24 protein-coding genes and 1 pseudogene are annotated in these 25,036 nt (G+C 64.7%); 12 read left to right on the plus strand and 13 right to left on the minus strand.

Features of this window, described 5'->3' with window-relative positions:
• Position 1 precedes the first annotated feature (1 nt).
• Positions 2 to 970, minus strand: coding sequence for a LysR family transcriptional regulator (locus tag AC0L30_RS11855; protein WP_007591994.1), 969 nt, complete (start codon positions 968 to 970; stop codon positions 2 to 4).
• Between the two features lie 113 nt (positions 971 to 1,083).
• On the opposite strand from AC0L30_RS11855, the gene AC0L30_RS11860 reads away from it, so the two are divergent.
• The 5 genes from AC0L30_RS11860 to AC0L30_RS11880 all read left to right on the plus strand — a co-directional run bounded on the left by AC0L30_RS11860 (position 1,084) and on the right by AC0L30_RS11880 (position 6,776).
• Positions 1,084 to 2,064, plus strand: coding sequence for a Bug family tripartite tricarboxylate transporter substrate binding protein (locus AC0L30_RS11860; protein WP_007591995.1), 981 nt, complete (start codon positions 1,084 to 1,086; stop codon positions 2,062 to 2,064).
• Positions 2,064 to 2,675: a dioxygenase family protein gene (locus AC0L30_RS11865; RefSeq protein WP_007591996.1), complete on the plus strand. Its 612-nt coding sequence runs from the start codon at positions 2,064 to 2,066 to the stop codon at positions 2,673 to 2,675. The genes AC0L30_RS11860 and AC0L30_RS11865 overlap by 1 nt, the downstream gene beginning before the upstream one ends.
• 888 nt (positions 2,676 to 3,563) lie before the next feature.
• The gene (locus tag AC0L30_RS11870) at positions 3,564 to 4,910 is read left to right on the plus strand and encodes a caspase family protein (RefSeq protein ID WP_473404334.1); all 1,347 of its coding nucleotides are present in this window, start codon (positions 3,564 to 3,566) and stop codon (positions 4,908 to 4,910) included.
• Positions 4,911 to 4,938: 28 nt separating this feature from the next.
• Positions 4,939 to 5,427, plus strand: coding sequence for a hypothetical protein (locus AC0L30_RS11875; RefSeq protein WP_007591999.1), 489 nt, complete (start codon positions 4,939 to 4,941; stop codon positions 5,425 to 5,427).
• Between the two features lie 149 nt (positions 5,428 to 5,576).
• Positions 5,577 to 6,776, plus strand: a complete 1,200-nt coding sequence (locus AC0L30_RS11880; RefSeq protein WP_007592000.1) for a hypothetical protein — start codon at positions 5,577 to 5,579, stop codon at positions 6,774 to 6,776.
• Here the strand turns inward: AC0L30_RS11880 and gmk are convergent.
• The 9 genes from gmk to AC0L30_RS11925 form a co-directional block, all read right to left on the minus strand.
• Positions 6,709 to 7,368, minus strand: coding sequence for a guanylate kinase (gmk, locus tag AC0L30_RS11885; RefSeq protein WP_007592001.1), 660 nt, complete (start codon positions 7,366 to 7,368; stop codon positions 6,709 to 6,711). The two genes, AC0L30_RS11880 and gmk, sit on opposite strands and share 68 nt — an antisense overlap.
• A gap of 3 nt (positions 7,369 to 7,371) precedes the next feature.
• On the minus strand, positions 7,372 to 8,259 hold the full coding sequence (locus AC0L30_RS11890) for a YicC/YloC family endoribonuclease (RefSeq protein WP_007592002.1): 888 nt from the start codon (positions 8,257 to 8,259) through the stop codon (positions 7,372 to 7,374).
• A gap of 117 nt (positions 8,260 to 8,376) precedes the next feature.
• Positions 8,377 to 9,651 (minus strand): endolytic transglycosylase MltG, encoded by a 1,275-nt coding sequence (gene mltG / locus AC0L30_RS11895; RefSeq protein WP_007592003.1) that lies wholly within the window; start codon positions 9,649 to 9,651, stop codon positions 8,377 to 8,379.
• A gap of 124 nt (positions 9,652 to 9,775) precedes the next feature.
• The gene (gene fabF, locus AC0L30_RS11900; RefSeq protein WP_219683193.1) at positions 9,776 to 11,041 is read right to left on the minus strand and encodes a beta-ketoacyl-ACP synthase II; all 1,266 of its coding nucleotides are present in this window, start codon (positions 11,039 to 11,041) and stop codon (positions 9,776 to 9,778) included.
• 108 nt (positions 11,042 to 11,149) lie between these two features.
• Positions 11,150 to 11,389: an acyl carrier protein gene (locus AC0L30_RS11905; RefSeq protein WP_006020277.1), complete on the minus strand. Its 240-nt coding sequence runs from the start codon at positions 11,387 to 11,389 to the stop codon at positions 11,150 to 11,152.
• Between the two features lie 308 nt (positions 11,390 to 11,697).
• Positions 11,698 to 12,435 carry a 3-oxoacyl-[acyl-carrier-protein] reductase gene (gene fabG, locus AC0L30_RS11910; protein WP_007592006.1) on the minus strand — a complete coding sequence of 246 codons (738 nt, stop codon included), beginning with the start codon at positions 12,433 to 12,435 and terminating at the stop codon, positions 11,698 to 11,700.
• Between the two features lie 102 nt (positions 12,436 to 12,537).
• Complete coding sequence (fabD, locus tag AC0L30_RS11915) at positions 12,538 to 13,497, minus strand: ACP S-malonyltransferase (protein ID WP_473253491.1); 960 nt, start codon at positions 13,495 to 13,497, stop codon at positions 12,538 to 12,540.
• Positions 13,498 to 13,684: 187 nt separating this feature from the next.
• On the minus strand, positions 13,685 to 14,710 hold the full coding sequence (locus AC0L30_RS11920) for a fatty acid desaturase family protein (RefSeq protein WP_473253489.1): 1,026 nt from the start codon (positions 14,708 to 14,710) through the stop codon (positions 13,685 to 13,687).
• 3 nt (positions 14,711 to 14,713) lie between these two features.
• Positions 14,714 to 15,418, minus strand: coding sequence for a TetR/AcrR family transcriptional regulator C-terminal domain-containing protein (locus AC0L30_RS11925; RefSeq protein ID WP_473404335.1), 705 nt, complete (start codon positions 15,416 to 15,418; stop codon positions 14,714 to 14,716).
• A gap of 346 nt (positions 15,419 to 15,764) precedes the next feature.
• Here AC0L30_RS11925 and rpsF point away from each other — a divergent pair, with 346 nt between their 5' ends.
• The 4 genes from rpsF (at position 15,765) to rplI (ending at position 18,289) form a co-directional block, all read left to right on the plus strand.
• On the plus strand, positions 15,765 to 16,280 hold the full coding sequence (gene rpsF, locus AC0L30_RS11930; protein WP_007592015.1) for a 30S ribosomal protein S6: 516 nt from the start codon (positions 15,765 to 15,767) through the stop codon (positions 16,278 to 16,280).
• A 5-nt stretch (positions 16,281 to 16,285) separates the two neighbouring features.
• Complete coding sequence (gene rpsR, locus AC0L30_RS11935; protein WP_007592020.1) at positions 16,286 to 16,525, plus strand: 30S ribosomal protein S18; 240 nt, start codon at positions 16,286 to 16,288, stop codon at positions 16,523 to 16,525.
• A gap of 129 nt (positions 16,526 to 16,654) precedes the next feature.
• The gene (locus AC0L30_RS11940) at positions 16,655 to 17,620 is read left to right on the plus strand and encodes a DUF2232 domain-containing protein (protein ID WP_007592022.1); all 966 of its coding nucleotides are present in this window, start codon (positions 16,655 to 16,657) and stop codon (positions 17,618 to 17,620) included.
• A 63-nt stretch (positions 17,621 to 17,683) separates the two neighbouring features.
• Positions 17,684 to 18,289 (plus strand): 50S ribosomal protein L9, encoded by a 606-nt coding sequence (rplI, locus tag AC0L30_RS11945; RefSeq protein WP_007592024.1) that lies wholly within the window; start codon positions 17,684 to 17,686, stop codon positions 18,287 to 18,289.
• Between the two features lie 41 nt (positions 18,290 to 18,330).
• Here the strand turns inward: rplI and AC0L30_RS11950 are convergent.
• A pseudogene (locus AC0L30_RS11950) lies at positions 18,331 to 18,612 on the minus strand (hotdog domain-containing protein); the annotation flags it as partial.
• A gap of 42 nt (positions 18,613 to 18,654) precedes the next feature.
• Positions 18,655 to 19,662 (minus strand): hypothetical protein, encoded by a 1,008-nt coding sequence (locus AC0L30_RS11955; RefSeq protein WP_473404336.1) that lies wholly within the window; start codon positions 19,660 to 19,662, stop codon positions 18,655 to 18,657.
• Positions 19,663 to 19,942: 280 nt separating this feature from the next.
• On the opposite strand from AC0L30_RS11955, the gene AC0L30_RS11960 reads away from it, so the two are divergent.
• The 3 genes from AC0L30_RS11960 (at position 19,943) to alr (ending at position 24,789) form a co-directional block, all read left to right on the plus strand.
• Positions 19,943 to 21,193 (plus strand): SAM-dependent methyltransferase, encoded by a 1,251-nt coding sequence (locus AC0L30_RS11960; RefSeq protein WP_007592027.1) that lies wholly within the window; start codon positions 19,943 to 19,945, stop codon positions 21,191 to 21,193.
• Positions 21,194 to 21,948: 755 nt separating this feature from the next.
• On the plus strand, positions 21,949 to 23,457 hold the full coding sequence (locus AC0L30_RS11965; RefSeq protein ID WP_007592031.1) for a replicative DNA helicase: 1,509 nt from the start codon (positions 21,949 to 21,951) through the stop codon (positions 23,455 to 23,457).
• A gap of 51 nt (positions 23,458 to 23,508) precedes the next feature.
• A complete protein-coding gene (gene alr, locus AC0L30_RS11970; protein WP_035992828.1) occupies positions 23,509 to 24,789 on the plus strand; it encodes an alanine racemase in 1,281 nt (426 codons plus the stop codon).
• A 12-nt stretch (positions 24,790 to 24,801) separates the two neighbouring features.
• Here the strand turns inward: alr and AC0L30_RS11975 are convergent, their stop codons facing one another.
• Complete coding sequence (locus AC0L30_RS11975; RefSeq protein WP_007592035.1) at positions 24,802 to 25,020, minus strand: hypothetical protein; 219 nt, start codon at positions 25,018 to 25,020, stop codon at positions 24,802 to 24,804.
• Positions 25,021 to 25,036: the final 16 nt, after the last annotated feature.

Here is a 25,036-nt window from a genome sequence, read left to right on the forward strand (position 1 = left end):
TTCAATTTCGCCGATTGGGCGAGGCGTTTCGCTTACCCGCGAGCGGCTTCGCGACCTCTCGGGCGCACTCGACGAGCAGCCGCTGAGCAGGGTTTGGCGTTCTGCCCTTCAGCGCAATGATCCCGATCGGCCACATCTGAATAGGCATTTCGACGGGTAAGACCTTCATCGACAGCCGCTTCGCGCTGAAGTGCAACATCGATGCCGGAAGGAAACTCAGGAATCGTTCCGACGAAAGCAACGCCGACTGCATAAGGACCGAATACACGGTTACGCTGGCACGTGGCACCTCCAGCCCGGAGGCGTGAAATGCGTTGGCAATCCAGCCGCCCGGAAAGCTTTCGCGCGGCGGCAGGCACCAACGCTCGTTGACCAGCTCGTCGAGGCGGATCTTGCGCCGCCGCACCCACGGACTGTGCAAGCCTGCAACAACGACACCGCTTTCGTGCAACAGCACTTCAACATCGGTATCGGCAGCCGGCGTCGAGCTCGGCAGGCGCCCTATCATGAGGTCGATGTCGTGATTGCGCAGATGGCGATCCTGAAGCTCAGGCGGTTCGCCCTCGATGATGTGAAGCGCGAGCCTCGGATATTGCCGTGATAGCCGGTCGATGATGGCGGGCAGTAATCCGGCCATCACGGGCTCGGTGCTGCCAATGCGCAATTCACCCACCGCGGGATCAGCGAGCGATTGCAACTCGTCCACGCCGCTCCGTAAATCGTTGCACAAAGCAATGCCGCGCTTGAGCAAGGCCTTGCCATAAAGCGTGGGCTCAACGCCGAGCCGGCTGCGCTCCAGAAGCGGAAGGCCGATCGTTTGCTCCAGGTTCGCGAGCATCTTGGATATGACAGGCTGAGAAATGGCGAGGTGCTCGGCCGCCTTCGCCATGCTCCCGTATTCCACGACGGCGATAAACACGCTCAGCTGCCGCAGCTTGATCCGACGGCTGATTTGGGATGCATCGAGCATGCGACCCTTTCCGAAATGGAATAGAACTATTGAGAAATAGAACTTTTCTTATATAGGTCCGCGGGACAAGCTGCAATTCGCGTTACCCTCCACCGCCAAGGTTTGGAGCAGCCATGTCGACCATTTATCTTCCCCGTCGCACTTTCCTGCTGGGAAGCCTCGCCGGATTGTTGCTGCCCGGCAAGGTCGTCGCGCAACCTTATCCGTCCAATCTCATACGGATTGTCGTCCCTACCGGTGCGGGCACACCGCCCGACATTATCAGCCGCATGGTCGCGGACGGGCTCGCGGCCAATGAAGGCTGGCGGCTCGTGGTGGAAGATCGCCCGGGTGCGCTGCAGACCATTGCCATGAACGACGTGGCCGGCCGTCCGGCGGACGGCTATACACTGCTGACCATGAGCCTTCCGATGACGGTCACTCCGTCTCTGCTTCCGAAAGCGGAGGTACGGCCGGACGTGGATTTCGATCCGGTGATCAAGATATCGAAGTCCTACACTGTGCTCGTTACAACGCCTTCCTTGCCGGTCGGCTCGCTGTCCGATCTGGTGGCGCTGCTCAAGAGCAAGCCGGGGAAGCTCAACTTCTCTTCCGCCGGCTTCGGCACTCCCTCGCATCTGATCGGCGAAATGTTTGCATTGCAGGCCGGAGTGCACGCCACCCACGTGCCCTACCAGCAATTCTCCCAAGCAATCACCGATCTGATCAGCGGCAACGTCCAATACATGTTCGTCACCACGCTTCCGGTTATTGATCTCATCGCGACCGGCAAGTTGCGAGCGCTTGCCGTCACCGCCCCCACCAGGATTGCTGCCCTGGGGGACGTTCCCACTGTGATCGAGGCAGGCCTCCCCGATCTGGTGACAGCCGATTGGATCGGCTTTGCGGCCAAGCGTGGAACGGCTGCAGAAATAAAGTCGCAGCTTAACAAGGCAATTAACAAGGTACTTGTCGAACCGAAGATCCACGCTTCGCTCGATAAGATAGGAGCGGTAGCCGTGGGTGGCACCGCTGCAGAATTTGGTGAGGGAATCCAGACTGACATCGCCCACTGGGCCAAGGTCGTCAAGGATGCGGATATCAAGCTACCTTGATGAGCCAGACCACATCCAAAGCCCAGACGAGTGGCCGCGATGCAGCAGCATTGGCGATTACGCCCCCACAAATTGTCGGCCCGTTCTACCCGGTCTCGGAGCACCCCGATCTGGCAACCGATCTGGCGCGTCCAAGCGGCAGCACCGTTGAGGCGCTGGGTCAGCTCATCCATATCAGCGGACGCGTGCTCACGCGTTCGGGAGCGCCGGTGCCGCATGCACGCATTGACATCTGGCAAGCCAACGCGGCGGGGAAATATCGTCATCCAAGCGACAACAACCCGGCGCCGCTCGACCCCAATTTCAAAGGCTTCGCGCGTCTCACAACGGATGCGGCTGGGCGCTACAGCTTTCGTACGGTCAAACCCGGCCGCTATCCGACAGCAGAAGGCGACGTCAGGCCGCCGCACATTCACCTCGCCGTCGAGGGGCGGTTCGATCGCCTGGTAACCCAGCTGTATTTCGCTGGCGAAGGAGAAAATGTGACCGACCGCTGGCTCAATGCGGCTCCGCATCCGGAAAGGTTGATCATTGTTCTGCAAGATTCGCCATCACGCCTTGAGAGGCATGCGTTGGTCGCGAATTTTGACATTGTTCTTGCCAGCGGATGACAAGCTGTTTGAGGTGGCACCAAACCCGATTTGGGTCATTCGCCACTGGGCAGACGCGTCGGGCAAAACACCCCGTCAAGCCATCGGCGCAAAAACATTTCGCTTTTCCGAATTTCGGATTTGTGGCATACAGCCCGCATCCTGGCCCTGCCAAAGGGGCGTTCGCGACCGTCACGACATGCGGGCCGGGTGGCGGTGGACGCGGCAGCGACGGCGCGGGCGGCGTGATGACCGGGCGGGCAACCGTGAGTCCTCACGCGACGCGTACGACACGGCGCTGGAGAGCGGGCTTGTCGGTCATCGGGGGTGAGCACACGCAAGCCCTCGACGATTTCGGCGGGACCGTCCGCGGACGGAGAAGTCGTGTGGTCCTGACGCCCGGGGTCTGTGCGTCAAGCCTCGCGGTGATGTGGCGGCCCAACCGGGCGCGCGCATCAGCGATCGGCGGGGCGACGGGGGCAATAGTGCATCGCTCCCCGGGGAGAGCACGAAGGACACCGTTAAAACCATCCGCGCAGGGAAGGCCGGGCGATCGGCCACCCAATCGGTCCACCCCGTGTGCATTCCTGTAGCGCACGGACCAACGGGTGCCGCCGGCGCCCGGCCTTCCCTGCGCCCTTTGGCTTCCATTGGGCGATCAACGGCAGCAAGGCTCGGGCAGAACCTGCCGCGGGAACGCGCGGCCATGGCCCCTCGCCTGCGAAATACGCAACGCGGCCTATCCGCGTCATGGCCGGGCTTGTCCCGGCCATCCACGCCTTGCCACGCGGCACGAAGAACGTGGATGGCCGGGACGAGCCCGGGCATGACGGACAGTACGCATGTGGCGCCGCTTTTCGCCGGCGCGCCGGACTGTTAGACTGGCGTCATTATTTTTGGGGAATTTTGATGCGCGCGAGGATTTTCAATCGCGTCCCGGGGCTGGCGACGCTGGTCGCAGCCCTGCTCGTCGTCGCCACGCAACCTGCATCGGCCGAGAAGCGCATCGCGCTCGTGGTCGGCAACTCCGCCTACAAGAACATCACGCCGCTCGACAATCCATCCAAGGACGCGAGCCTGATGGCGGACACGCTTGGCTTGCTCGGCTTCACGCTGGTCGGAGGCCGCGCCCAGCTCGATCTCGACAAGGGCGCTATGGATCTGGCGGTGCAGAGCTTTGGCCGGCAGGTGCAGGGCGCCGACGTCGCGCTGTTCTATTATGCCGGCCATGGCGTGCAGGTCTCGGGCGCCAACTATCTCGTGCCAGTCGGCGCGAACCCGACGCGCGAAGCCGACATCGACTTCCAGATGACCGATGTCAACCTCGTGCTGCGCCAGATGCAGGGATCGGGCACCCGCCTCAACCTCGTGATCCTGGACGCCTGCCGCAACAACCCGTTCGGCTCGCGCGGCCTGCGCGCCTCCGATGGCGGTCTCGCGCAGATGCGCGCGCCCGAGGGCACGCTGATCTCCTACGCAACGCAACCCGGCAATGTCGCCCAGGACGGCAGCGACGGCCACAGCCCCTACACCAAGGCGTTGGCCGCGACGGTCCGGACCGCGGGCCTCGACGTGTTCCAGACCTTCAACCAGGTCGGCCTCGCGGTGAAGCGCGCCACCTCCGGCGCGCAGCAGCCCTGGGTGTCGTCCTCGCCGATCGACGGCACCTTCTATTTTGTAGCCCCGACGCAAACCGCCCCGCCGCAGGTCGCAGCGATGCAGCCTGATCCGTTGCCGGCGGATCGGCTGCGCGCCGATCCAGACCGCGTCCCCTTGCGCGATGCCGCCCTGCTGAGCGAGCTCAGCGAGCGGCTCTACGAGCTCAATTTCGATCCTGACAGCCCTGACGGAATGACCCGCGCGATCACAAAGCTCCAGCAGCGGATTTCCATGGCGCCGACGGGCGAAGCGACCGAAGGCCTGCTGCTGCGGATGCGCAAGATGGAGGACCTGAAACCATGGGGCTCGATCGTCTACGGGCCCGACGGCAGCAAATGGGGCATCTCCTGGAACCACGCCTCGCGGCGCGCGGCGGTGGCGGATGCGCGCGGCAATTGCGCCGGCGCCAAATGTCCGATCGAGCTGTCCTTCTATGGCAACCGCTGCGGCGCGTTCGCGATCTCCGACAAATCCTGGTCGCTGGTCCAGCGCGACAGCGTGCAGCGCGCGAAAGACGCCGCGCTTGACGAATGCGGCAAGGCTGGCAAAGCTTGCCGCATTATCGGTTCCGTCTGTGCCGACGGCTCCGGCCGTTGATACGATTTTTCATTTTGGATTTTTGCTCATGCGCAATGCCGTCATCCCTGCGATTGCCCTGGCCCTCTTCCTGTCCGTCACCGTCGCTCCACCGTCCGCCGTCGCGCAGTCCGGCAGCGCCGGCGGCTCGATCGGCAATGACGAGAAGTCGCTGTCCGGCTCGCGATCGGATCGTTCCGCCGAGCCGGCGCCCTCGGCGCGCCGCAGCAAGCCGGCCGAGGAGCCGCGCAGTTCCTCGCGACGCGGTGGTGGAGGTGGCGGGAGTTTCGACGGCGCCTGGATGGTCGTCAGCGTCGGCTGCGGCGGCACCACGTCCGGCGCGGTCGTGGTCTCCTCGGGCAAGGTCATAGGCCAAGGCGTCACGGGTACCGTCAGCGCGAGCGGCGCGGTCAGCACGTTCGGTCAAGGCGATGGCGTGACCTTCACCGGCTCCGGCCGCCTCGCTGCCCGCAGCGGTTCCGGATCCTTCCGTCGCTCCGACGGCTGCGGCGGAACCTGGACTTCGACCAAGCAGTAGCGCGAAAAAGTCTGATTTCGCGGGGGAACCAACGCCGCGCAGGCCCGATTCAGGTCACATCCTCTCCGGATTTGCGGCTCATTGCCACCCAAGTCTTTGACGAGAAAGGGAAGGTAACGAGTTGCGTCATGCGTAATCGGGAGACCAGGATGGGCAACCGCACCGCGAAATTCTTATCGGCCCTCGTAGGCAGCATCATTGCCGGTGCGCCATTGGCCGCCGTGTCGCAGAATGCATCGACGCCACCGAGCACGGCAAATGCCGCGAACGACTGCCTTGGCTCGCCAAAGGGCGCCGCCCCGCAGGGCCAGCATTGGCATTATCGCCTTGAGCGCGCGACCAAGCGGCAGTGCTGGTATCTGCGCGCCGAAGGCGGCAAGGCCACTCAAACCGCACAGGCTGCGCCCGATACGACTACAGCGGATTCAGCCCTGCCGCAGCAGCACTCCGTCCAGGACGCGCGCGCCGAATATCTGACGCCGCAGAGCATTGCCGCTGTTAAGACGCCTGCACAGGTGGGACCCGGACCAACGCAACAGGCTGCGAGCCCCTCCGCTGACGCCAACGCACAGCAGCCCGCCGTCGCCGGGCGCTGGCCCGACGCCTCCACGGCGTCCGCCGCGCCCACAGAGCAGCCGTCGCCTGCACCTGTCGCGGTCGCCGCGCAGCCGACCGCGAAGCCGGCGAAGTCCCCTGCTCCGATGGCTCTGGCTGCGGCAGACAGCACCACCGACAAGCAGACCGGCTCGCTCCAGATGCTGCTGCTGGTGATCGGAGGCGCGCTGGCGCTTGCCGGCATCCTCGCCAGCGTCATCTACCGCTTCGCCGGTGGACGTATCCGCGTCCAGGCCGGCGACCAGCGCCGCGTCAACTGGGACAATTTTGAGCCGCACGATCACGACGATGGCCGTGCACCCTGGCTCAACGCAGCGCCCGCCGACGCGCCGCACACTCGGCAGCCGCGCCCGGTGGATTTCGATGCCCTGCGTCCGCAGACAGTCCAGCTCAAGACCGCGCAGCTCGCCGCGATCGATCGCGAGATTGATGTGATCGACAAGCGCGTCCCGCAAGCGCACCAAGATGCCGCAGAGCTCGACGATGCCGATGTCTTCAACGGAGAATTCCAGATCGAGGCCGCACCGCAGCTCGCGGCCAACGACGTCGATGACGAAGAGCCGGCCGATCGCGATGACGATGCGGGAGTCGAGGACGGCATCGACATCGACGTGATCACGACGATGCTGGAACGGCTCGCGAAGGACGGGCCGAGGCTGACGCAGCCTAGCCTTGAAGCTGGTCTTGCAGACCTCGCACGAAGCCCACGAGGCCGGTCTGCCGCTCGCGCTTGAGGCGTTCGGCCTTCAGGATCGACTGGACCTCGGCGAAGGCGTCGTCGACGTCATGGTTGATGACGATGTAGTCGTACTCGGCCCAGTGGCTCATCTCGTGGCTGGCGCGGCTCATGCGCTTGCGGATCACCTCGTCGGAATCCTGCGCGCGCGAATGCAGCCGCTTCTCGAGATCGGCAGCCGAGGGCGGCAGGATGAACACGCTGACGACGTCGGCGCGTGCTTTTTCTCGGAGCTGCTGCGTGCCCTGCCAGTCGATGTCGAACAGCACGTCCTGCCCAGCTGACAGCGCCGCCTCAACCGGCGCACGCGGCGTGCCGTAGCTGTTGTCGAACACGGTCGCCCATTCCAGCAGCTGGTCGGCCTTCACCATCGCGTGGAAGGTGGCCTTGTCGACGAACGAATAATCCCTGCCGTCGACCTCGCCCGGCCGCATCGCCCGCGTGGTTGCCGACACCGACATTCGAAGGCCGGGCATGCGGTCGATCAACATACGCGATAGCGTCGTCTTGCCCGCGCCCGACGGCGAGGACAGCACGAACATCAATCCGCGCCGCTCGACACCATCAGTTACGTGACCGCCAATCGTCATCGATCACTCCAGATTCTGGACCTGCTCGCGGAACTGCTCGACCACGTTCTTCATGGCGAGCCCCGTATTGGTGAGCTCGATGTCGTTCGACTTCGAGCAACAGGTGTTGACCTCGCGGTGAAACTCCTGCGCCAGGAAGTCGAGCTTGCGCCCGACCGGGCCGCCCTTGCCGATCAGCTCGCGCGCCTGCGCGATGTGCGAGGCGATGCGGTCGAGCTCCTCGCGGATGTCGGCCCTGGTCGCGATCAGGATCGCTTCCTGCATCAGGCGGTCAGAATCGAAACGGTCGGAGGTGTCGAGCAGGGTTGCGATCTGCTCGGCGAGCCTGGCCTTGATCGCCTCGGGCTTGCGACCGGGCGCAGCCTCGGCCTTCTTCGCCAGCTGCTCGACCTCGTCCACGCGCTGGATCAGGATCTGCCCGAGCGAGGTGCCCTCACGCTTGCGCATCTCGACGAGTTCGGCGAGCGCCTTGTCGAAGGCATCCGCGGCGGCGGCGCGCGCGGCCTTGTCCTCTTCCTCGTCGCCCTCGGGCTCGGCGACCTCAATGACACCCTTGATGGCCAAAAGCCCGTCGACGCTCGGCGCGACCGCATCGACCTTGCCGGCGATCACGGCGGCGGCCTTGAGGACGGCGTTGAGCACGTCCTCGTTGACGCGGACGCTGGCGGCCGCATTGGCGCGCTTCACGGTCAGATTGGCGTAGACGGTGCCTCGCGAGAGCAGCTCGGCGGCGCGCTTCTTGGCATGAGCCTCGAGCTCGTCGAACCCCTGCGGCAGCCGTACCCTGAGATCAAAGCCCTTGGCGTTGACCGACTTTAATTCCCATTCGAACGTATACGGCCCACTCGCGCCGTGGCTTCGGGCAAAGCCGGTCATGGACGACAACGCCATCAGGTCAATTTCTCCAGAAGCACGGGATTCGCGCGGCCATCAAGCCACGCGAATCTTAAGACTATTTTGCAGGAAAATGTAATCCGCAAAGTCCCGCGGGGCAGGTCTGCGCGCAGCCTAGCGCTGGACCACCGGGGGCGAGGGCTGCACCGCGCCTTGGCGGGCCGGCGGCGGACCCGCGGGGCGAGCGGCCGGCGGCTTTTTCTGCTGGTTGGGCCGCGCCGGCGTGGTCGCCGTCGGCGTATCGGCGGCACCGGGCGCGGCGGCGGCCGGCGGCTGCGCGTCCTCGGCCGGCTCGACCGTGTCGTTCTGGATCTGCTTTTCCATCGCGCGCAGCTTGGCTACATTCTTCTGGTGCGCGTCGTAGGTCTCGGTGAAGGAATGCCCGCCGGTGCCGTCTGCGACGAAATAGAGGTCGCGGGTGCGGGCCGGGTTGGCGGCAGCCTCGAGCGAAGCGCGGCCGGGGTTCGAGATCGGGCCCGGCGGCAGGCCCTCGATCACATAGGTGTTGTAGGGCGAAGGCTGCGTGATCTCGCTGCGCTTGATCGGACGGCCGAGCGTGCCCTTGCCGCCGACGAGGCCATAGATGATCGTGGGATCGGACTGCAGCTTGATCCTCTGCTTCAGGCGATTGACGAACACCGCGGCGACGCGGCTGCGCTCGTCCGGCTTGCCGGTCTCTTTCTCGACGATCGAGGCCAGCGTCACCAATTGCTCCGGACTCTTGACCGGAATGTCCTGACTGCGGCGCTCCCAGATCTCGGTCAGTACGCGCTTGTGCGCCTGCTGCATGCGCTGGATCACCTGATCGCGCGGGGTGCCACGCGGGAACTTGTAGGTCTCGGGCAGCAGCGTGCCCTCGCGCGGCAGCTCACGCACGCTGCCGGTGAAGATATCGTTGTCGGACAGGCGCGCCACGATCTGCTCGGAGGTCAGGCCCTCCGGGATTGTCACGGCATGCTGTACCACCTTGCCCTCGACCATGGTGGCAATGACGTCGCGCAAGGATGCGTTCTTCTGGAACGAGTATTCACCGGGCTTGAGGTCCGAGCTCGCCTTTAGCGCAGCGACGCTGGCAATGAACGCCCACGGATTGACGTCGGTCACGCCTTCCCGGTTCAGCGTCTCGGCGATGTCGCGCTTGCCGGCGCGCTGCGGGATGTTGACGATCTTGTCTTCCTTCAGCGGTCCCGGCGCCTCGAGCACCTGCCGGCCGTAATAGTACACGCCGCCCGCGCCGATCATCGCAATCAGCAGCAGGGTGATGATGGCGTTGCCGACGATCACGAACGGATTGCGCGCGCGGTCCGATCGCCTCGGCGGCGGCGGGACCTGCTCGGGCTCGAGCGCTGCCCGCGGACTCCGGGGCGAAATGGGCGGCCTTTCACTCATCGAAGCAACCTGAATCCTGCCGGTTCAATCGCGACCTGACAATCGCTTGCCGAGCCAATGCACGCGCCCGCTTCCATGACTATCGCCGAATACGGCAAAACGGTGGATTCGTCGCAACGACAAACTAATGGACCAGACGCCGGAAGATGACCGATGCGTTGGTACCGCCAAAACCAAAAGAATTCGACAACGCGACGTTGACCTCGCGCTTCTTCGCCTGATGCGGCACGAGATCAATCGCAGTTTCGACCGACGGATTGTCCAGGTTGATGGTCGGCGGCACGACATTATCGCGAATCGCGAGAATGGCGAAGATCGCCTCGATCGCGCCGGCCGCGCCCAAGAGGTGACCGGTCGACGACTTGGTCGAAGACATCGCGACCTTCGAAGCGGCATTGCCGAGCAGGCGTTCAACCGCACCGAGCTCGATCTCGTCACCGAGCGGTGTCGAGGTGCCGTGCGCGTTGATGTAGTCGAGATCGGACGCGGTGAGGCCGGCGCGCTTGAGCGCCGCCGCCATGCTGCGGAAGCCGCCGTCGCCGTCGGGTGACGGCGAGGTGATGTGGTAGGCATCGCCCGAGAGACCGTAGCCGATCACCTCGGCATAGATCTTCGCGCCGCGGCGCTTGGCATGTTCGAGCTCTTCAAGGACGAGGACGCCGGCGCCCTCGCCCATCACGAAGCCGTCCCGGTCCTTGTCGTAGGGACGCGAGGCCTTCTCAGGCGTTTCGTTGAAGGCTGTCGAGAGCGCACGCGCGGCGTTGAAGCCGGCAATGCCGATGCGGCCGATCGGCGATTCCGCGCCGCCGGCAACCATGACGTCGGCATCGCCGAGCGCGATCAGGCGGGCGGCATCGCCGACCGCGTGAGCACCCGTCGAGCAGGCCGTGACCACCGAATGGTTCGGCCCCTTCAGTCCGTGCTTGATCGAGACATAGCCGGAGGCGAGATTGATTAGGCGCCCCGGAATGAAGAACGGCGAGACCCGGCGTGGCCCGCGCTCCTTCAGCAGGACCGCGGTCTCGGCGATGCCGTTGAGGCCGCCGATGCCGGATCCGATCATGGTGCCGGTCGCGCATTTGTCCTCTTCGGTCTCGGGGTGCCAGTTGGCATCGTCGAGTGCCTGGCCGGCCGCGGCCATGCCGAAGATGATGAAGTCGTCGACCTTGCGCTGGTCCTTCGGCTCCATCCAGATGTCGGGATTGAAAGTGTCGTTGGTGCCGTCGCCGCGCACGACCGTGCAGCCGATCTTGGTCTGAAGATCGGAGACATCGAAGCTCTCGATCCTGCGTGCGCCGCTTTGGCCGTCGAGGATGCGTTTCCAGGTCGGCTCGACACCGCAGCCGAGTGGCGAAACCATGCCAAGACCCGTGACGACAACCCGTCTCATATCCGAAAACTCCGCATCGAAATATTCACGGCCAATAACAAGAAACCGGCTGACCGCTGTTGGGCGGTCCGTCCGGTTTCAATGTTGTCCCCGCGAAAATGAAGAGCCTTAGCTCTTCGCGTTCTTCTCGAGAAACTTGGTGGCATCGCCGACGGTAAGAATCGTTTCCGCGGCATCGTCCGGAATCTCGCAACCGAATTCCTCTTCGAACGCCATCACCAGCTCGACGGTGTCCAGACTGTCGGCGCCGAGGTCGTCGATGAAGCTCGCAGCATCGACAACCTTCTCGGGTTCAACACCAAGGTGTTCGACCACGATCTTCTTAACCCGCTCGCCAATCTCACTCATTGCATAACCTCGTGTTGTTCCCTGTAGACCCGACCCCCCGGGACGATACGAGCCGTCGTGGTCGTTGACTGCCTTCGCTTACGAACTTTGATTTGGCCCCATCCTAACCGATGCAGGCCCGGCGAATGACGGCCAAGGCTCCGCATCGCCAATATACAGGGTTTCAAAAACCTGCAATGGCGTTCTTTGCCCATCCGTTGAAGGTCCGGTTATCATACTTCAATTGCGTTGACTACAAGCCTCATTTCGCTCCGGAAACGGCCGTTTGCCGCATTCGGCTGCCCAAGGGGGCGGTGCGGCATGAGGCGTCAGATCATGGCCATGCCGCCGTTGACGTGGATGGTTTGGCCGGTGACATAGGCCGCTTCGTTCGAACTCAGGTAGACGGCGGCCGCCGCGATGTCCTCTGGCGTCCCCAGGCGATTGGCCGGAACCTTGGTCAGAATCGTTTCGCGCTGCTTGTCGTTGAGCGCATCGGTCATCGGTGTCTTGATGAAGCCGGGCGCGATGCAGTTTGCGGTGACGCCGCGCTTGGCGTATTCGGCACCCAGCGTCTTGATCATGCCGATCAGGCCCGCCTTCGATGCGGTATAATTGCCCTGCCCCGGGTTACCGGTGACGCCGACCACCGAGGTGATGGCGATGATGCGGCCGAAGCGCTTGCGCATCATCAATTTGGTGGCGGCGCGGGCAAGCCGGAAGGTCGAGGTCAAATTGATGTTGATGACCTCCTCCCAGTCCTCGTCACGGAGCTGCACGAAGAGATTGTCGCGCGTGATGCCGGCATTGGCGACGAGGATGTCGACCTGTCCCATCGCCGCTTCCGCAGCGGGCACCAGCGCCTCGACCTCGTCGGCCTTGGAGAGATTGCAGGGCAGCACATGGGTGCGCTCGCCGAGCTTGCCGGCAAGCTCATCCAGCACTTCCTTGCGCGTCCCCGATATCGCGACGGTGGCGCCCTGCGCGTGAAGCGCTTGTGCGATCGCGCCGCCGATGCCGCCGGTTGCGCCGGTGACAAGCGCCTTTTTGCCAGTCAGATCGAACATCGATAACTCCTCCAAGGCACGATCCGGAAACGTGCGCAGCGATTTTCCGAAAGGATCGTGCGTCAACTAAAGAACTCAAGCGCGACGACGAATCATCGCGCCTCAGGCCTGCTTCGCAGCGGCCAATGCATCCTTTGCGGCGGCAATGTCGTTGGGACCACCGACCGCAACGCCGAGGGCACCGTCCGCAATACGCTTGACGAGGCCGGTCAGCACCTTGCCGGCACCGATCTCGAAGAAACGGGTAACGCCCTGCCCCGCCATATAGGCAACCGACTCGCGCCAGCGCACGGTGCCGGTGACCTGCTCGACCAGGCGGCGGCGGATCTCGTCGGGATCGACGATCGCGCTCGCCAGCACGTTCGACACCAGCGGGGCCGCCGGGGGCTTGATCGTGACCTTGGCCAGCGCCTCCGCCATCGCGTCGGCAGCCGGCTGCATCAGCTTGCAATGGAACGGGGCGGACACCGGCAGCAACATCGCGCGCTTGGCGCCCTTGGTTTTGGCGATCTCGACGGCGCGGTCGACCGCGGCCTTGTCGCCGGAGACGACCACTTGCCCGCCGCCATTGTCGTTGGCGGCCTGGCAGACCTGCCCCTGAGCGGCCTCGTCCGCCACCGCCACGGCGGCCTCGTAGTCGAGGCCGAGCAGAGCGGCCATCGCACCGACGCCCACCGGCACGGCTTTTTGCATTGCGAGACCGCGGATGCGAAGCAGCCGCGCGGTGTCGGAAATCGTCAGGCTGCCGGCCGCGGCCAACGCCGAATATTCCCCGAGCGAGTGGCCGGCGACGAAGGCCGCATCCCGCCCTACGGAAAACCCGGCTTCGACCTCCAGCACGCGCAGGGTGGCGACGGACACCGCCATGAGGGCCGGCTGGGCGTTTTGGGTGAGCTGGAGGGTTTCGGCCGGACCATCCCAGATGGTCGCCGTCAGCTTCTCCCCCAGCGCGGCATCGACCTCGTCGAACACGGCGCGCGCCGCCGGAAAGGCATCCGCTAGGGCCTTGCCCATGCCGACCGCCTGGGAACCCTGCCCCGGAAATGTGAATGCTGCCGTCATCGGCGCTCCCTGCTTGTCGGACGTGATCCCTGCGAGAACCGGCAGCCGATGACGCACGGCCTTAGGCCATGGTTCCGGATCATGCTCCAAAGGGGGCCGTAGACACTGTCCGGGGCCGGAATGTCAAGCCAAGATAGGAACTTCGATCAGCACTCACCTAGCAGCCTTCGACTGGAGAGACGGGTCCCTAGAATCCGCCGGCCGTCTGGTTGGCGTCGACCTCGGACCCCGCCTGCGCGCGGCGCGCGCTGTTGACCAATTGCCCCGGCCGGTCATCGCGGTTCGGCTTCGCGGTCGCAAGCCGCAGCACGGCTGCGTAACTCGGTTGCACCTCCATGCGGCCCGCATGCCGGCTCTCGCTCAGCAGGCGGTGCACCTTGGGCAGATTGTAGCAGGGCACGTAGAACAGGAGATGATGTTCGAGGTGGTAGTTCACGTAATACGGCGCGATGAACAGACGTTCGAAGAAATTGGCGTACGTGGTGCGGGTATTGCGCAAGGGATCGCTGCTGTCGGGCACGACCGCGTGCTCGGCAATGTTGCGGATGCGGGTGATGACCATCATCCAGGTCAGGAGCGGCACCAGCCATAGCAGCGGATAGGCCCACCACACGCCGGCGGCCGTGAGCGCGGCGAACATCGCGCCATTGACCAGACATTGCGGGCCGAGCTTCTCCCAAAAATGCGCCGCGCGCTGTCGCAACGGCCAGTCCTTCGGCCCCAGCGCATTGAGCAACTGCGCCTTGCGCTGCTGGTAGCCGGTCTGCCCGGTGAGATCGCGAATGAACTTGCGGCGATAGCTGAGCTTCGTGATCGGAAACGGCGCCGACAGCACGAGATCGGGATCATTCTCCTGCTGCGTGCGCGCATGATGCTGAAGGTGATAGCGCCGGTAGCTGCGCGTCTCCGCAAACAGAGGATAGGCACAGAACCACTGGCTCAAGGTCAGATTGGTTTTCTCGTCGGCGGACAGGCAGCCATGCGCGCCGTCATGCATGAGGATCGCGAGCCCGAGCTGGCGCGAGCCGATGATGGCGACCGCGACAATATAGGTGATCGGATTGGGCCACCACGCGACCAAGGCGATTGCGGCGAGGATGAGCGCCCAGGCGTGCGCGATCAGCGCGACGCCTTTCCAGGTCACGCGCCGGCGCACGTCGGCAAGTTGATCGTCGGTCAGGAAATCGCGGGCACGCATGCGAAGCGCAGTCATGGCCTAACTCTCCTCATTCGAATTGCTCGATGCGTCGCGCGCGTCGACGAGGCGCAAGCGCGCAGCGTCATGATTGGATTTCGCTTGCTCGCCCAGCACTCGCAGCATCTCGGCGCACAGCGCCTCGGGCGAACGGCCCATGGCGTAGCCTTTGAGGATGATTCCGATGGCGACGACCCAGAACCGCCGCGAGCTCTCATCGGACGCGCGCAGGGAGCGCCAGCCGTGCCGCGCGACCTGGCTCGCATAGGCCCGCGCACCTTCACTGTGCAGGCGCTCGATGGTGCGCTCGACCAGCGGCGCGAGATCCTGGCGCCGCCGCGTCAGCGTCAGCGCCTCGGCGAAGAAGGCGACCGAATCGCTAGCTGTGACGGTCTCGGCCAGCGCGTGCGTATAGTCCTGCGGCGTGCGCGCCTTCAGCGCCGCCTGCTCGGTCGCCCGCGCCAGGTACAGCAGTTCGCGGCAGGCGCATTCGACGAACAGCGCCTCTTTGGTGCGGAAATAATAGGTGATCTGGCTCGGGAATGCGTTCGCAGCGGCTGCGATGTCGGTGATCGCCGTACCCGACAGCCCCCGCTCCCGAAACAGCGGGCTCGCGGCATCCAGCAGCAGCGAGCGCATTTTGCGGCCGGCCGACCGCGTGGCGCGGGCGGCGTGCTTGGGGTCGCCTGCCGCCTCGAGCGGCTCATGGGCCGGCTTTTCTGCCATTGGGGTTCGCTCCCGTTAGACTTATTTGTATGACATACAAACAAATAAATCAAGCCGGTATGGTGGTCCGCGGTGGTTCCAGCCGCCCGCATCGGGACCATCCGCGCCGAAACCGCCGCCTGCAACCTTGCCAAGCCAGCCGAAATCCGTATAACGCGCCCATCCGCAGACCCCGGCCGGGAGCTGAACGGACGGTCTCAGCAAATCATTCGTGATTTTGGTGTGGCAGGGCCAGTCGGCCCGTCGTCCCGTGTTTCCGCCTTCTGAGCTTAATCCCAGAGTCCTTTCCGAAGGCCTCTTAAGGGCTTGACGCCGGGCGATGCGCCAACATGAGGAAAGGACTTCCATGGCTCTCTATGAGCATGTTTTTCTCGCGCGCCAAGACGCGAGCACGCAGCAGGTCGAAGAGCTGACTGCGCAGATGACCGGCATCGTCGAAGGTCTCGGCGGCAAGGTCACCAAGACTGAGAATTGGGGCGTACGCTCCCTCACCTACCGCATGAACAAGAACCGCAAGGCGCATTTCGTGCTGCTCAACATCGACGCGCCGTCCGCGGCGATCGCCGAGATCGAGCGCCAGGAGCGCATCAGCGAAGACGTGATCCGCTATCTCAGCGTTCGCGTCGAGGAGCTCGAGGAAGGCCCGTCCGCGATGATGCGCAAGGCCGATCGTGACCGCGAGCGTGACGACCGTGGCGGCGGCTTCCGTGGCGATCGCGAAGGCGGTGGCTTCCGTGGCGACCGCGAGGGTGGTTTCCGTGGTGGCGATCGTGAAGGTGGCGGCTTCCGCGGTGACCGCGGTCCGCGCCGTCCGCGCGAAGACGTTGAAACCACCACCACCACCACGACGGATGGGGAGTAAGAACAATGGCTGAAGCTGGTGCACGCCGCCCGTTTTTCCGTCGCCGCAAGAGCTGCCCGTTCACGGGCGCGAATGCTCCGAAGATCGACTACAAGGACTCCAAGCTGCTGATGCGCTACGTCTCCGAGCGCGGCAAGATCGTGCCGAGCCGCATCACCGCGGTGTCCGCGAAGAAGCAGCGTGAGCTTGCCCGCGCCATCAAGCGCGCGCGGTTCCTGGGCCTGCTGCCCTACGTCATTCGCTAAGACGAATACGGCCGGCGACGACATCGCCGCCGGCCGTACGACCTAGTTTCTCATAAGGCTTCCGGATCGTCCGGTCGCCGATGGTTGGGGCGAGATGCCTCTAACCGCTCGAAGGGAGCGGGACAGCTGATGATGGCCTTTGGACTGATAGCCCTGATCGCCGGCGCTGCGTCGGCCCTGATGTTCGCCTCGATCGCTTCGGGCGCGCTGATCTCGCTCGTCCTGTTCTATCTCGCACCGCTGCCGCTGATGGTCGCTTCGATCGGCTGGGGACCGCTTTGCGCGAGCCTCGGCGGCATCGCCGCCGCGGTTGGCCTCGGCGCCCTGTTCGGCCTGCCCTACTGCATCGCCTTTGCCCTCACCGTCGCATTGCCGGCCTGGTGGCTCGGCCATCTCGTCCTGCTCAGCCGGCAGGTCGGACCCGCCGCGCCGGAGGCCGCCACTGAGCCAGCGCTCGAGTGGTATCCGGTCGGCCGCATCCTGCTGTGGATCGCAGGCTTCGCCACACTGACCACGATCGCCGCCCTGCTCACGATCGGCACAGACGCCGAGACCATCACGGGCACGCTGCGCCGTGGCCTGATGCGCCTCCTCCGAGCCGCCGACCCGCAGAGCTCCGGCGAGACCGACCAATTCGTCGGCGCACTGGTGCGGATCTTGCCGGCCGGCGCCACCATCGTCGCGATGATGACGCTGACCCTCAACCTCTGGCTCAGCACCAAGGTGACGGCGACGTCCGGCCGGCTGCGGCGCCCCTGGCCGGACCTGATGACGGCGGAGCTGCCGCCGATGACGCTCGTGGCGCTCTGCATCGCGCTCGCCTTCTGCTTCACCGGCGGACTGCTTGCGATCGTGGCGCAGATCGCGACGGCGGCGCTAATGATGGGATACGCACTGACCGGCTTTGCCGTGTTGCATACGCTGACGCTGGCGCTGAAGAGCCGCACCTTCTGGCTCGGCTCGACCTACGCCGTCGTGGTCGTGTTCGGATGGCCAGTCATCGCGATGGTGATCCTCGGCCTCGCCGATGCCGTGTTCGGCCTCCGCGAACGCTTCCTTCGTACGCGCCAGCCGCCGCCGCTGCCGACCTCTTGAGTTCAAGCCCGAAAGTTCAAGTTCGAAATTCCAACTCACTCAACACATCAAAGGAGAACGAATATGGAAGTCATTTTGCTGGAACGCGTCAACAAGCTCGGTCACATGGGCGAAGTCGTGAAGGTTCGCGACGGCTATGCCCGCAATTTCCTGCTCAAGCGCGGCAAGGCGCTGCGCGCCACCGCCGACAACCGTGCCAAGTACGACGGCATGAAGGCCGAGCTCGAGGCTCGCAACCTTGAGTCCAAGGGCGAGGCGTCCAAGGTCGCCGAGAAGATCCAGGGCAAGAACATCATCGTGATCCGTCAGGCTTCGGAAGCCGGCCAACTGTTCGGCTCGGTCAACGTGCGCGACATCGTCGTGGCGTTCGAAGCCGACGGCGTTTCACTGTCCCGCCCGCAGGTTCAGCTCGACGCGCCGATCAAGACCATCGGCAAGCACACCATCACGGTCGCCATCCACCCCGAGGTCGAGATCGAGATCAGTGTCACCGTGGCGCGCAGCCAGGACGAGGCCGAGCGCATCAACCGCGGCGAGGACATCTCGAGCCGTAACGAAGACCGGGATGCTGCGGCCGAAGCGATCGCAGCCGCCGGCGAGTTCTTCGACCCCGAAGCCCAGCAGGACGACGCCGAGCCGGCACCGGCTGCTGAAGAGACCGAGAAGTAAGCCTCGCGCTCGTTCGCGCAGGCTTTCGAAGCCCGGTCGCCTCAGGCGGCCGGGCTTTTCGTTGTGGCAGCAACGTCCTCGCTCAGCATCGCGATCGACGTGAGCGCCATTGCCGTGTGCTTCTCGACGCCGTCGCTGACGTAGAAAACGCCGGCGGCGACCACGGAGACCTGACGCCCCGGCTTGATCACCCTCGCCCGGCAGATCAGTTTCTTGCGGACCGCGGGCGACAACAGATTGAGCTTGTATTCGGCCGTCAGCGCCGGCTGGCCGCGCGAGATCGCTGCTGCGATCAATCGTGTTGCGGTCAAGACGACGAAGGCCGCCCGAGCGCGCGGCCTTCACATGGCTAAAAATGTGGTCGCCTATCGCGAAATCGGCGGCGTCGGCGGACCGGACGATTCGGCTGGCGCCGGTGGCGCCGCAGCGGTCGCGGGCGCCGGCTCCTGCGACTTCGCTGGCGGTTCGGACCTCGCGGCGGGCTTGGGAGCAGCCTCTTCTGCCGCCTTGGGCGCAGCTGGCTCGGCGGGCTTCTCGGCGGACGGTGCTGCCGGCGTCACCTGCGGCACCGGGTCGGGCCGCAACGCCGGAGCTTCGCTGCCGCGCGGCTCCACCTTGGCGCTTTCCGGCTTGGCCTCGGCGGGCTTCTCGGACGGCTTGCTGCCTTCGGGTTTGCTGCCTTCGGATTTAGCCTCGCCGGAATCCACCTTCGCAGTCTCGGGCTTTGTCTCGGGCTTGGACTCGACGTTCGGCTCGCTCTTCTTGTCGTCTGCTGTCGGCGCCGCGGCATCGACCTTCGGCGCCTCATCACTTCCCGGCTTGCCGCGCTTGCCGAGACGCTTCGCCTTGCGCCCTTCGGGTGCAGCCTGGCCCTCGGGCTTCGCGCCGTCCTTCGTTCCGTCTTCGGCCGGCCGCGCAGCGCGCTTCTGACGCGCGCCCTCGGCCGCGGGAGCGGCACCCTCGCCTTCCGGCTTGGCGGATTCCTGGGAACGCTGCCGGCGGCCCTGATGTTCAGGGGACTGCGCGGGATTGGTAGCGGCTTCCTTGTCCTTGGCGCCGTCCTTCTTGTCCTTGCCGTCCTTGGCCTGGTAGCGGGTGTCGGTGGCTCCGTTGGAGACCAGGTAAGAGGCAAGCACGCCGGCCATGTCGGGGCTGGTCGTGTAATGCTGACGCAGGAAGCCCGGCAAGGAGCCCGGCGCCACCGTCTTCAACAGGCCGCGCGGGCTCTTGTGACATGCATTGCAGGTCTGCGCGAAAAGCTGGGATGGGGCCTTGCCGGCCTCGAGGTTCGTCGCCTGCGCGAGAACGGTGTCGGTCGCGCCGAAGCCGATCAGAAGCAAGACCATCGCGAGGCTGAGCGCTCGGCTCGACATTCCCATCATCTCCATTGAATTCCGAGAGGTGCAGCCGGCAGGCGGCGCCGCAGCGGGTCACCTTTTATCCGATTGAGCCGCGAATGGAAGCAGGCTCCGCGCGCAAGGATGTGATTAAGCGGTTTTGGAATATCCGCTTTGAGCACAGCGCAATAGCGGGCCCGGGACACCTCCCTAGATCTAGATGCAAACGCATAGGAACCGCTGAGATGCCCGGGCGTAGGGTGTAAAGGCCGGGTTAGTCGCATCTCTTCGGGTTCGCTCGAGAGGATGGGTGCCGATGGATCGATTGTTGCGTCAATTCCTGTCTCAATTCATCCGCCGCGGGTCGATGACGGTGACCACGGCGAAGGGCTCGAAGTTCACCGTCGGCGATGGCTCGGGCAAACCGGTCGCAGTCCGCTTCGTCACCGCGGACGCAGAGCGGAAGATCCTCGTCAATCCCGAGCTCGGGCTTGGCGAGGCCTACATGGACGGCGAGTTCGTCGTCGAGCACGGCACCATAGCTGATGCCCTCGCGATCCTGCTCGATCAACCCGACCTATTGCCGCACTGGGCAAAACCCTGGTGGCACCTGCGCTATCTGGTGCGGCACCTGAAGCAGTTCAATCCGCGCCCGCGCTCCCGCAGCAACGTCGCACACCATTACGATCTCGATGCGAGGCTCTATTCGCTCTTCCTCGACGCCGACAAGCAATATAGCTGCGCCTATTTCGAGACGCCGGAGAGCACGCTCGACGATGCGCAGCTCGCCAAGAAACGGCACATCGCCGCAAAGCTGCTCGTCAGGGACGGCCAGCGCGTCCTCGACATCGGCTCGGGCTGGGGCGGACTTGGGCTCTATCTCGCCGAGATCGCAGGTGCTGACGTCACCGGCGTCACGTTGTCGACCGAGCAGTTGCAGATCGCCAATGCGCGCGCAGCCGAAAAGGGCCTGACCAGATCGGCCAAATTCCTGCTTCAGGACTATCGCGACATCGCCGGCCCGTTCGACCGCATCGTCTCGGTCGGCATGTTGGAGCATGTCGGCGCCCGCTTCTACGACACCTACTTCCGGCGCTGCGCGGAGCTGTTGGACAAGGACGGCGTCATGCTGCTGCACTCGATCGGCCGTTCGCAGGGCCCGGATTCCACCAATCCCTGGATCGCCAAATACATCTTTCCCGGCGGCTACATCCCCGCCCTCTCGGAGGTGCTGCCGGCGATCGAGCGGGCAGGCCTGCTGGTCTGCGACATCGAGATTCTGCGTCTGCATTACGCCGAAACGCTGAAGGCATGGCGCGAGCGCTTCATGGCGCGGCGCGAAGAAGCCGTGCAGCTGTATGACGAGCGCTTCGCGCTGATGTGGGAATTTTATCTGGCAGCCAGCGAGATGACCTTCCGCAAGCAGGATATGATGAACTTCCAGATCCAACTCACACGGCGTCAAGGCGTCGTGCCGACGACACGCAACTACATCGCGCGTGAAGAAGCCCGGCTGCGGGCCGTCGAAGCCGGTGCCACGCCGAGGCTGAAGCTAGCTGGTGAATAAGTCCTAGTGGCGCAGGGTCGAAATCGGAGCGGACCGGTAAGAGGCCGTTAAGGCCAATTGCATCCGCAGTGCCTTCAGGATTTCGGGGGCGACCGGTTCCCGACGGACTTCCGGCCGCTCAGCGTGCTCCATGGCCGCGATCAGCCCCGACAGCCAAAGTCGGCTGCCTGCTTCGCTTCGCCAATTCCGGGGCTGCCGTTCTGGCCGCATCGCTTGCCTCGTTCCCTGGTGGCAGATCGGGAGACAACCCCCCGCCCGCTAACCTGTTCCGGCTGTACCCCCGAAAGAATCCGGGGAGATGTGATCTGCTTCACATAAGTCTCGTCGGCCCTGGCTTAGACCGACGCCATGAGCGACGAGACCAAAACCTCATTCGACGTGCAGGACGACCTCCGCACCGATTACGCCCTGATTGCTACCGGCGTCGGGGCGGCTCTGGTTGCGCTGGTCTACCTCCTGCTGGTCTGAACCGAGCCGAAAGCGCCCAGCGTGCGTCATCCGCGCGCGTCTCGATATGTCGGCCCGCCCACCCATCAGGTTCACTTCATCCGGCGTTTTCCGCGGCACGGTAGCGGCCGCTTTAGGCGGCGACCTGGTTCCACGAAAATCCGTCAAGCGCGGCGCGTGGTGCGGCGGGCAATCATCCACCATTTTAATGATCGGTTGATAGCGGCCAGCTTTCGCTTCCGCTTTGGTCTGAGGCGGCGCTTTATCCCGGCCCCGCATCCGCCCCAGAAAATTGCTATCGCTCGACCATGGCCCTGACTGATTCGAACGTTCTCAAACTCGCGCCCGAAGCCGGAACCCCCGCCTATCGAAGCGCGCCGCATAATATTGAAGCGGAACAGAGCCTTCTGGGCGCGATCCTGGTCAACAACGACGCGTTTTACCGCGTCTCCGATTTCCTGGAGCCGAAGCATTATTTCGAGCCGCTGCACCAGACCATCTTCGAGACTGCCTCGAGCCTGATCCGGATGGGCAAGATCGCGACGCCCGTCACACTGAAGACCTTCCTGCCCGCCGACACCGATATCGGCGGCATGACCATCGGGCAATATCTGGCGCGTCTCGCCGCCGAAGCGACCACCATCATCAATGCGCAGGATTATGGGCGCACCATCTACGATCTGGCATTGCGGCGCGACCTGATCGGCATCGGCGAGGACATGGTCAATGTCGCCTATGACGCCCCGGTCGACTTCGCGCCGCGGGCGCAGATCGAGGACGCCGAGCGCCGCCTCTACGAACTCGCCGAATCCGGCCGCTATGACGGAGGCTTCCAGAAATTTTCGCAGGCGCTGACGCTTGCGGTCGATCTGGCCGCAAAAGCGTTCCAGCGCGACGGAAAGCTGTCGGGCATCTCGACCGGCCTGCGCGACCTCGACACCAAGATGGGCGGATTGCAGCACTCCGACCTCATCATCGTCGCCGGCCGTCCCGGCATGGGCAAGACGTCGCTTGCAACCAATATCGCCTACAACGTCGCCCGGGCCTATGTCGGTGAACTCCAGGCCGACGGCACCATGAAGGCCGCCCATGGCGGCGTCATCGGCTTCTTCTCCTGCGAAATGTCGGCCGACCAGCTCGCCACGCGTATCGTGGCCGAGCGCACCGGCATCCCTTCCTCCTCGATCCGCCGCGGCGGCATCTCGGAGGCCGATTTCGAGAAGATCCGCGAGGTCTCGATCGAGCTGCAGTCACTGCCCTTCTATGTCGACGAGACCGGCGGTCTCTCTATTGCCCAGCTGATGGCGCGCGCCCGCCGGCTGAAGCGGCAGAAGGGCCTCGACCTCATCGTCATCGACTACATTCAGCTGTTGTCGGGTTCGGGCAAGCGCAGCGAAAACCGCGTGCAGGAAATCACCGAGATCACGACCAGCCTGAAAGCGCTCGCCAAGGAACTGAGCGTGCCCGTGATTGCGCTCTCGCAGCTCTCGCGCCAGGTCGAGTCGCGCGACGACAAGCGGCCGCAGCTCTCGGACTTGCGCGAATCGGGGTCGATCGAGCAGGACGCCGACGTCGTGCTGTTCGTCTACCGCGAGGAATATTACCTCGGAAACAAAGAGCCGCGCCCGGGCACGCCCGAGCACGAAAAATGGCGCCTGGACATGGATCTTGCGCACGGGAAGGCCGAAGTCATCATCGGCAAGCAGCGCCACGGCCCGACCGGCACCGTCGATGTGGCCTTCGAAGCGTCGATCACACGGTTCGGCGATCTTGCGCCGGACAGCCAGGTGCCGGACCGCAGCGGCAACGACTACTGAGTTCCCTGGGTTGAACCCGACCGGCCTCTTGCGTAAAACGGCGCCATGACAATGGCGTCCGACCCGAAAATCATCCCGCAATCCGGCCTTCTCTCCGCGGAGGCCAATCAGGCTGCCGCGCTCGCTGCCTTCGGCGGCGTGCTCACGGTCGATCTCGACGCCATCATCGCCAACTGGCGCAAGCTCGAGAAGACGGCGGTGCCGGCCGAATGCTCGGCGGTGATCAAGGCCGATGCCTATGGCTGCGGTGCCGAGCAGGTCGCGCGGGCCCTGAACAAGGCCGGCTGCAAGACCTTCTTCGTCGCCACTATCGAGGAAGCGCGCAAGGTGCGCGCGGCGGTGCCGGAGCCTGCGATCTACGTGCTCGGCGGCTATTTCCAGAACACCGGCGAGCACTACGCCCAGATCAACTGCCGCCCCGTGATCGGCGATCTCAACGAGCTCGCCGAATGGGACGTGTTCTGCCGCCGCACCGGCTGGACCGGTGGCGCCGCCATCCACATCGACACCGGCATGAACCGGCTCGGCCTGACGCTTGCGGAAGCGCAGGCCATCATCCCCCGCATCAACGCCGGCGATCACGGCATCACGCTGGTAATGAGCCATCTGGTTGCGGCCGAGCAACTCAACAGCCCGGTGAATGCCAAGCAACTCGCGGCCTTCCGCGGCATCGCCAGCGAATTCTCCGGCGTGCCGGCGGCGCTCGCCAATTCGTCCGGCGTCTTCCTCGGCGCGCCCTTCCAGTTCGACATGGTGCGGCCGGGCGCCGCGCTCTACGGCGTCAACCCGACGCCGGAAGCCGACAATCCGATGCAGCCGGTGGTCGATCTCAAGGCCCGCATCGTGCAGATCCGCAATGTCGAGCGTGGCGAGAGCGTCGGCTATGGCGGCACCTGGACCGCACGGCGGCCGACGAAACTCGCGATCATCGCGGTCGGTTATGCCGACGGCTATTTCCGCGCCGCAAGCTCCAATGACGGCACCCGCGGCGCCGAGGTCATCGTCGCCGGCAAGCGCTGTCCGGTCGCCGGCCGCGTCTCGATGGACCTGATCGCGATCGACATCACCGATCTGCCGCCGAATGCGGCGCGGCGCGGCCACATGGTGACGCTGCTCGGCGAGGGCATCACCGTCGACGAGCTCGCGCATCATTTCGGAACGATCGGCTACGAGGTGCTGACCAGCCTCGGTCGCCGCTACGCCCGCATCTACAAAGGCGGGAATGTGGTGGAGCCGCTGGCCAAGCCGGCTCCCGCGCAGGGGGTCGAGCAGCAGACGCCCGCTCCGCCGCCGATCGAGCAGCCCGCAAGCCCGCCGCCGCTGCCGGGCTGAGCGGCGCGCCGCTTACTTCTTCTTCCTGCTGTCCAGCGCCGTCTTGCAAGTTGCGCTGAGCTGATCGCGCTTGCCGTTGAGGCAGGCGACGATGCCACCGCCCGGCGCAAGGCCGGCGCAGAACTTGTCATAGTCCGCCTTGCACGCGCCGCGCGGATCGGATGATTGTGCCGAGGCGACCCCGGAGAACGCAACGGCGACGGCGATAACGGCAAAGCTCAACTTGGACATTGTTTCTCCGGAAGCG

Source organism: Bradyrhizobium sp. MI1.11 (assembly GCF_055811255.1).

Bases quoted from the DNA above. Each gene is read 5' to 3' on its own strand.
- fabG (WP_007592006.1), bottom strand. From the start codon at position 12,435: ATGTTCGATCTGACTGGCAAAAAGGCGCTTGTCACCGGCGCAACCGGC.
- AC0L30_RS11865 (WP_007591996.1), top strand. From the start codon at position 2,064: ATGAGCCAGACCACATCCAAAGCCCAGACGAGTGGCCGCGATGCAGCA.
- AC0L30_RS11920 (WP_473253489.1), bottom strand. From the start codon at position 14,710: ATGACTGCGCTTCGCATGCGTGCCCGCGATTTCCTGACCGACGATCAA.
- AC0L30_RS11925 (WP_473404335.1), bottom strand. From the start codon at position 15,418: ATGGCAGAAAAGCCGGCCCATGAGCCGCTCGAGGCGGCAGGCGACCCC.
- AC0L30_RS11870 (WP_473404334.1), top strand. From the start codon at position 3,564: ATGCGCGCGAGGATTTTCAATCGCGTCCCGGGGCTGGCGACGCTGGTC.
- alr (WP_035992828.1), top strand. From the start codon at position 23,509: ATGGCGTCCGACCCGAAAATCATCCCGCAATCCGGCCTTCTCTCCGCG.
- AC0L30_RS11960 (WP_007592027.1), top strand. From the start codon at position 19,943: ATGGATCGATTGTTGCGTCAATTCCTGTCTCAATTCATCCGCCGCGGG.
- gmk (WP_007592001.1), bottom strand. From the start codon at position 7,368: ATGACGATTGGCGGTCACGTAACTGATGGTGTCGAGCGGCGCGGATTG.
- AC0L30_RS11880 (WP_007592000.1), top strand. From the start codon at position 5,577: ATGGGCAACCGCACCGCGAAATTCTTATCGGCCCTCGTAGGCAGCATC.
- rpsR (WP_007592020.1), top strand. From the start codon at position 16,286: ATGGCTGAAGCTGGTGCACGCCGCCCGTTTTTCCGTCGCCGCAAGAGC.
- mltG (WP_007592003.1), bottom strand. From the start codon at position 9,651: ATGAGTGAAAGGCCGCCCATTTCGCCCCGGAGTCCGCGGGCAGCGCTC.
- AC0L30_RS11955 (WP_473404336.1), bottom strand. From the start codon at position 19,662: ATGTCGAGCCGAGCGCTCAGCCTCGCGATGGTCTTGCTTCTGATCGGC.
- rpsF (WP_007592015.1), top strand. From the start codon at position 15,765: ATGGCTCTCTATGAGCATGTTTTTCTCGCGCGCCAAGACGCGAGCACG.
- AC0L30_RS11965 (WP_007592031.1), top strand. From the start codon at position 21,949: ATGGCCCTGACTGATTCGAACGTTCTCAAACTCGCGCCCGAAGCCGGA.
- AC0L30_RS11875 (WP_007591999.1), top strand. From the start codon at position 4,939: ATGCGCAATGCCGTCATCCCTGCGATTGCCCTGGCCCTCTTCCTGTCC.
- AC0L30_RS11940 (WP_007592022.1), top strand. From the start codon at position 16,655: ATGATGGCCTTTGGACTGATAGCCCTGATCGCCGGCGCTGCGTCGGCC.
- rplI (WP_007592024.1), top strand. From the start codon at position 17,684: ATGGAAGTCATTTTGCTGGAACGCGTCAACAAGCTCGGTCACATGGGC.
- AC0L30_RS11890 (WP_007592002.1), bottom strand. From the start codon at position 8,259: ATGGCGTTGTCGTCCATGACCGGCTTTGCCCGAAGCCACGGCGCGAGT.
- fabF (WP_219683193.1), bottom strand. From the start codon at position 11,041: ATGAGACGGGTTGTCGTCACGGGTCTTGGCATGGTTTCGCCACTCGGC.
- AC0L30_RS11860 (WP_007591995.1), top strand. From the start codon at position 1,084: ATGTCGACCATTTATCTTCCCCGTCGCACTTTCCTGCTGGGAAGCCTC.
- AC0L30_RS11975 (WP_007592035.1), bottom strand. From the start codon at position 25,020: ATGTCCAAGTTGAGCTTTGCCGTTATCGCCGTCGCCGTTGCGTTCTCC.
- AC0L30_RS11905 (WP_006020277.1), bottom strand. From the start codon at position 11,389: ATGAGTGAGATTGGCGAGCGGGTTAAGAAGATCGTGGTCGAACACCTT.
- AC0L30_RS11855 (WP_007591994.1), bottom strand. From the start codon at position 970: ATGCTCGATGCATCCCAAATCAGCCGTCGGATCAAGCTGCGGCAGCTG.
- fabD (WP_473253491.1), bottom strand. From the start codon at position 13,497: ATGACGGCAGCATTCACATTTCCGGGGCAGGGTTCCCAGGCGGTCGGC.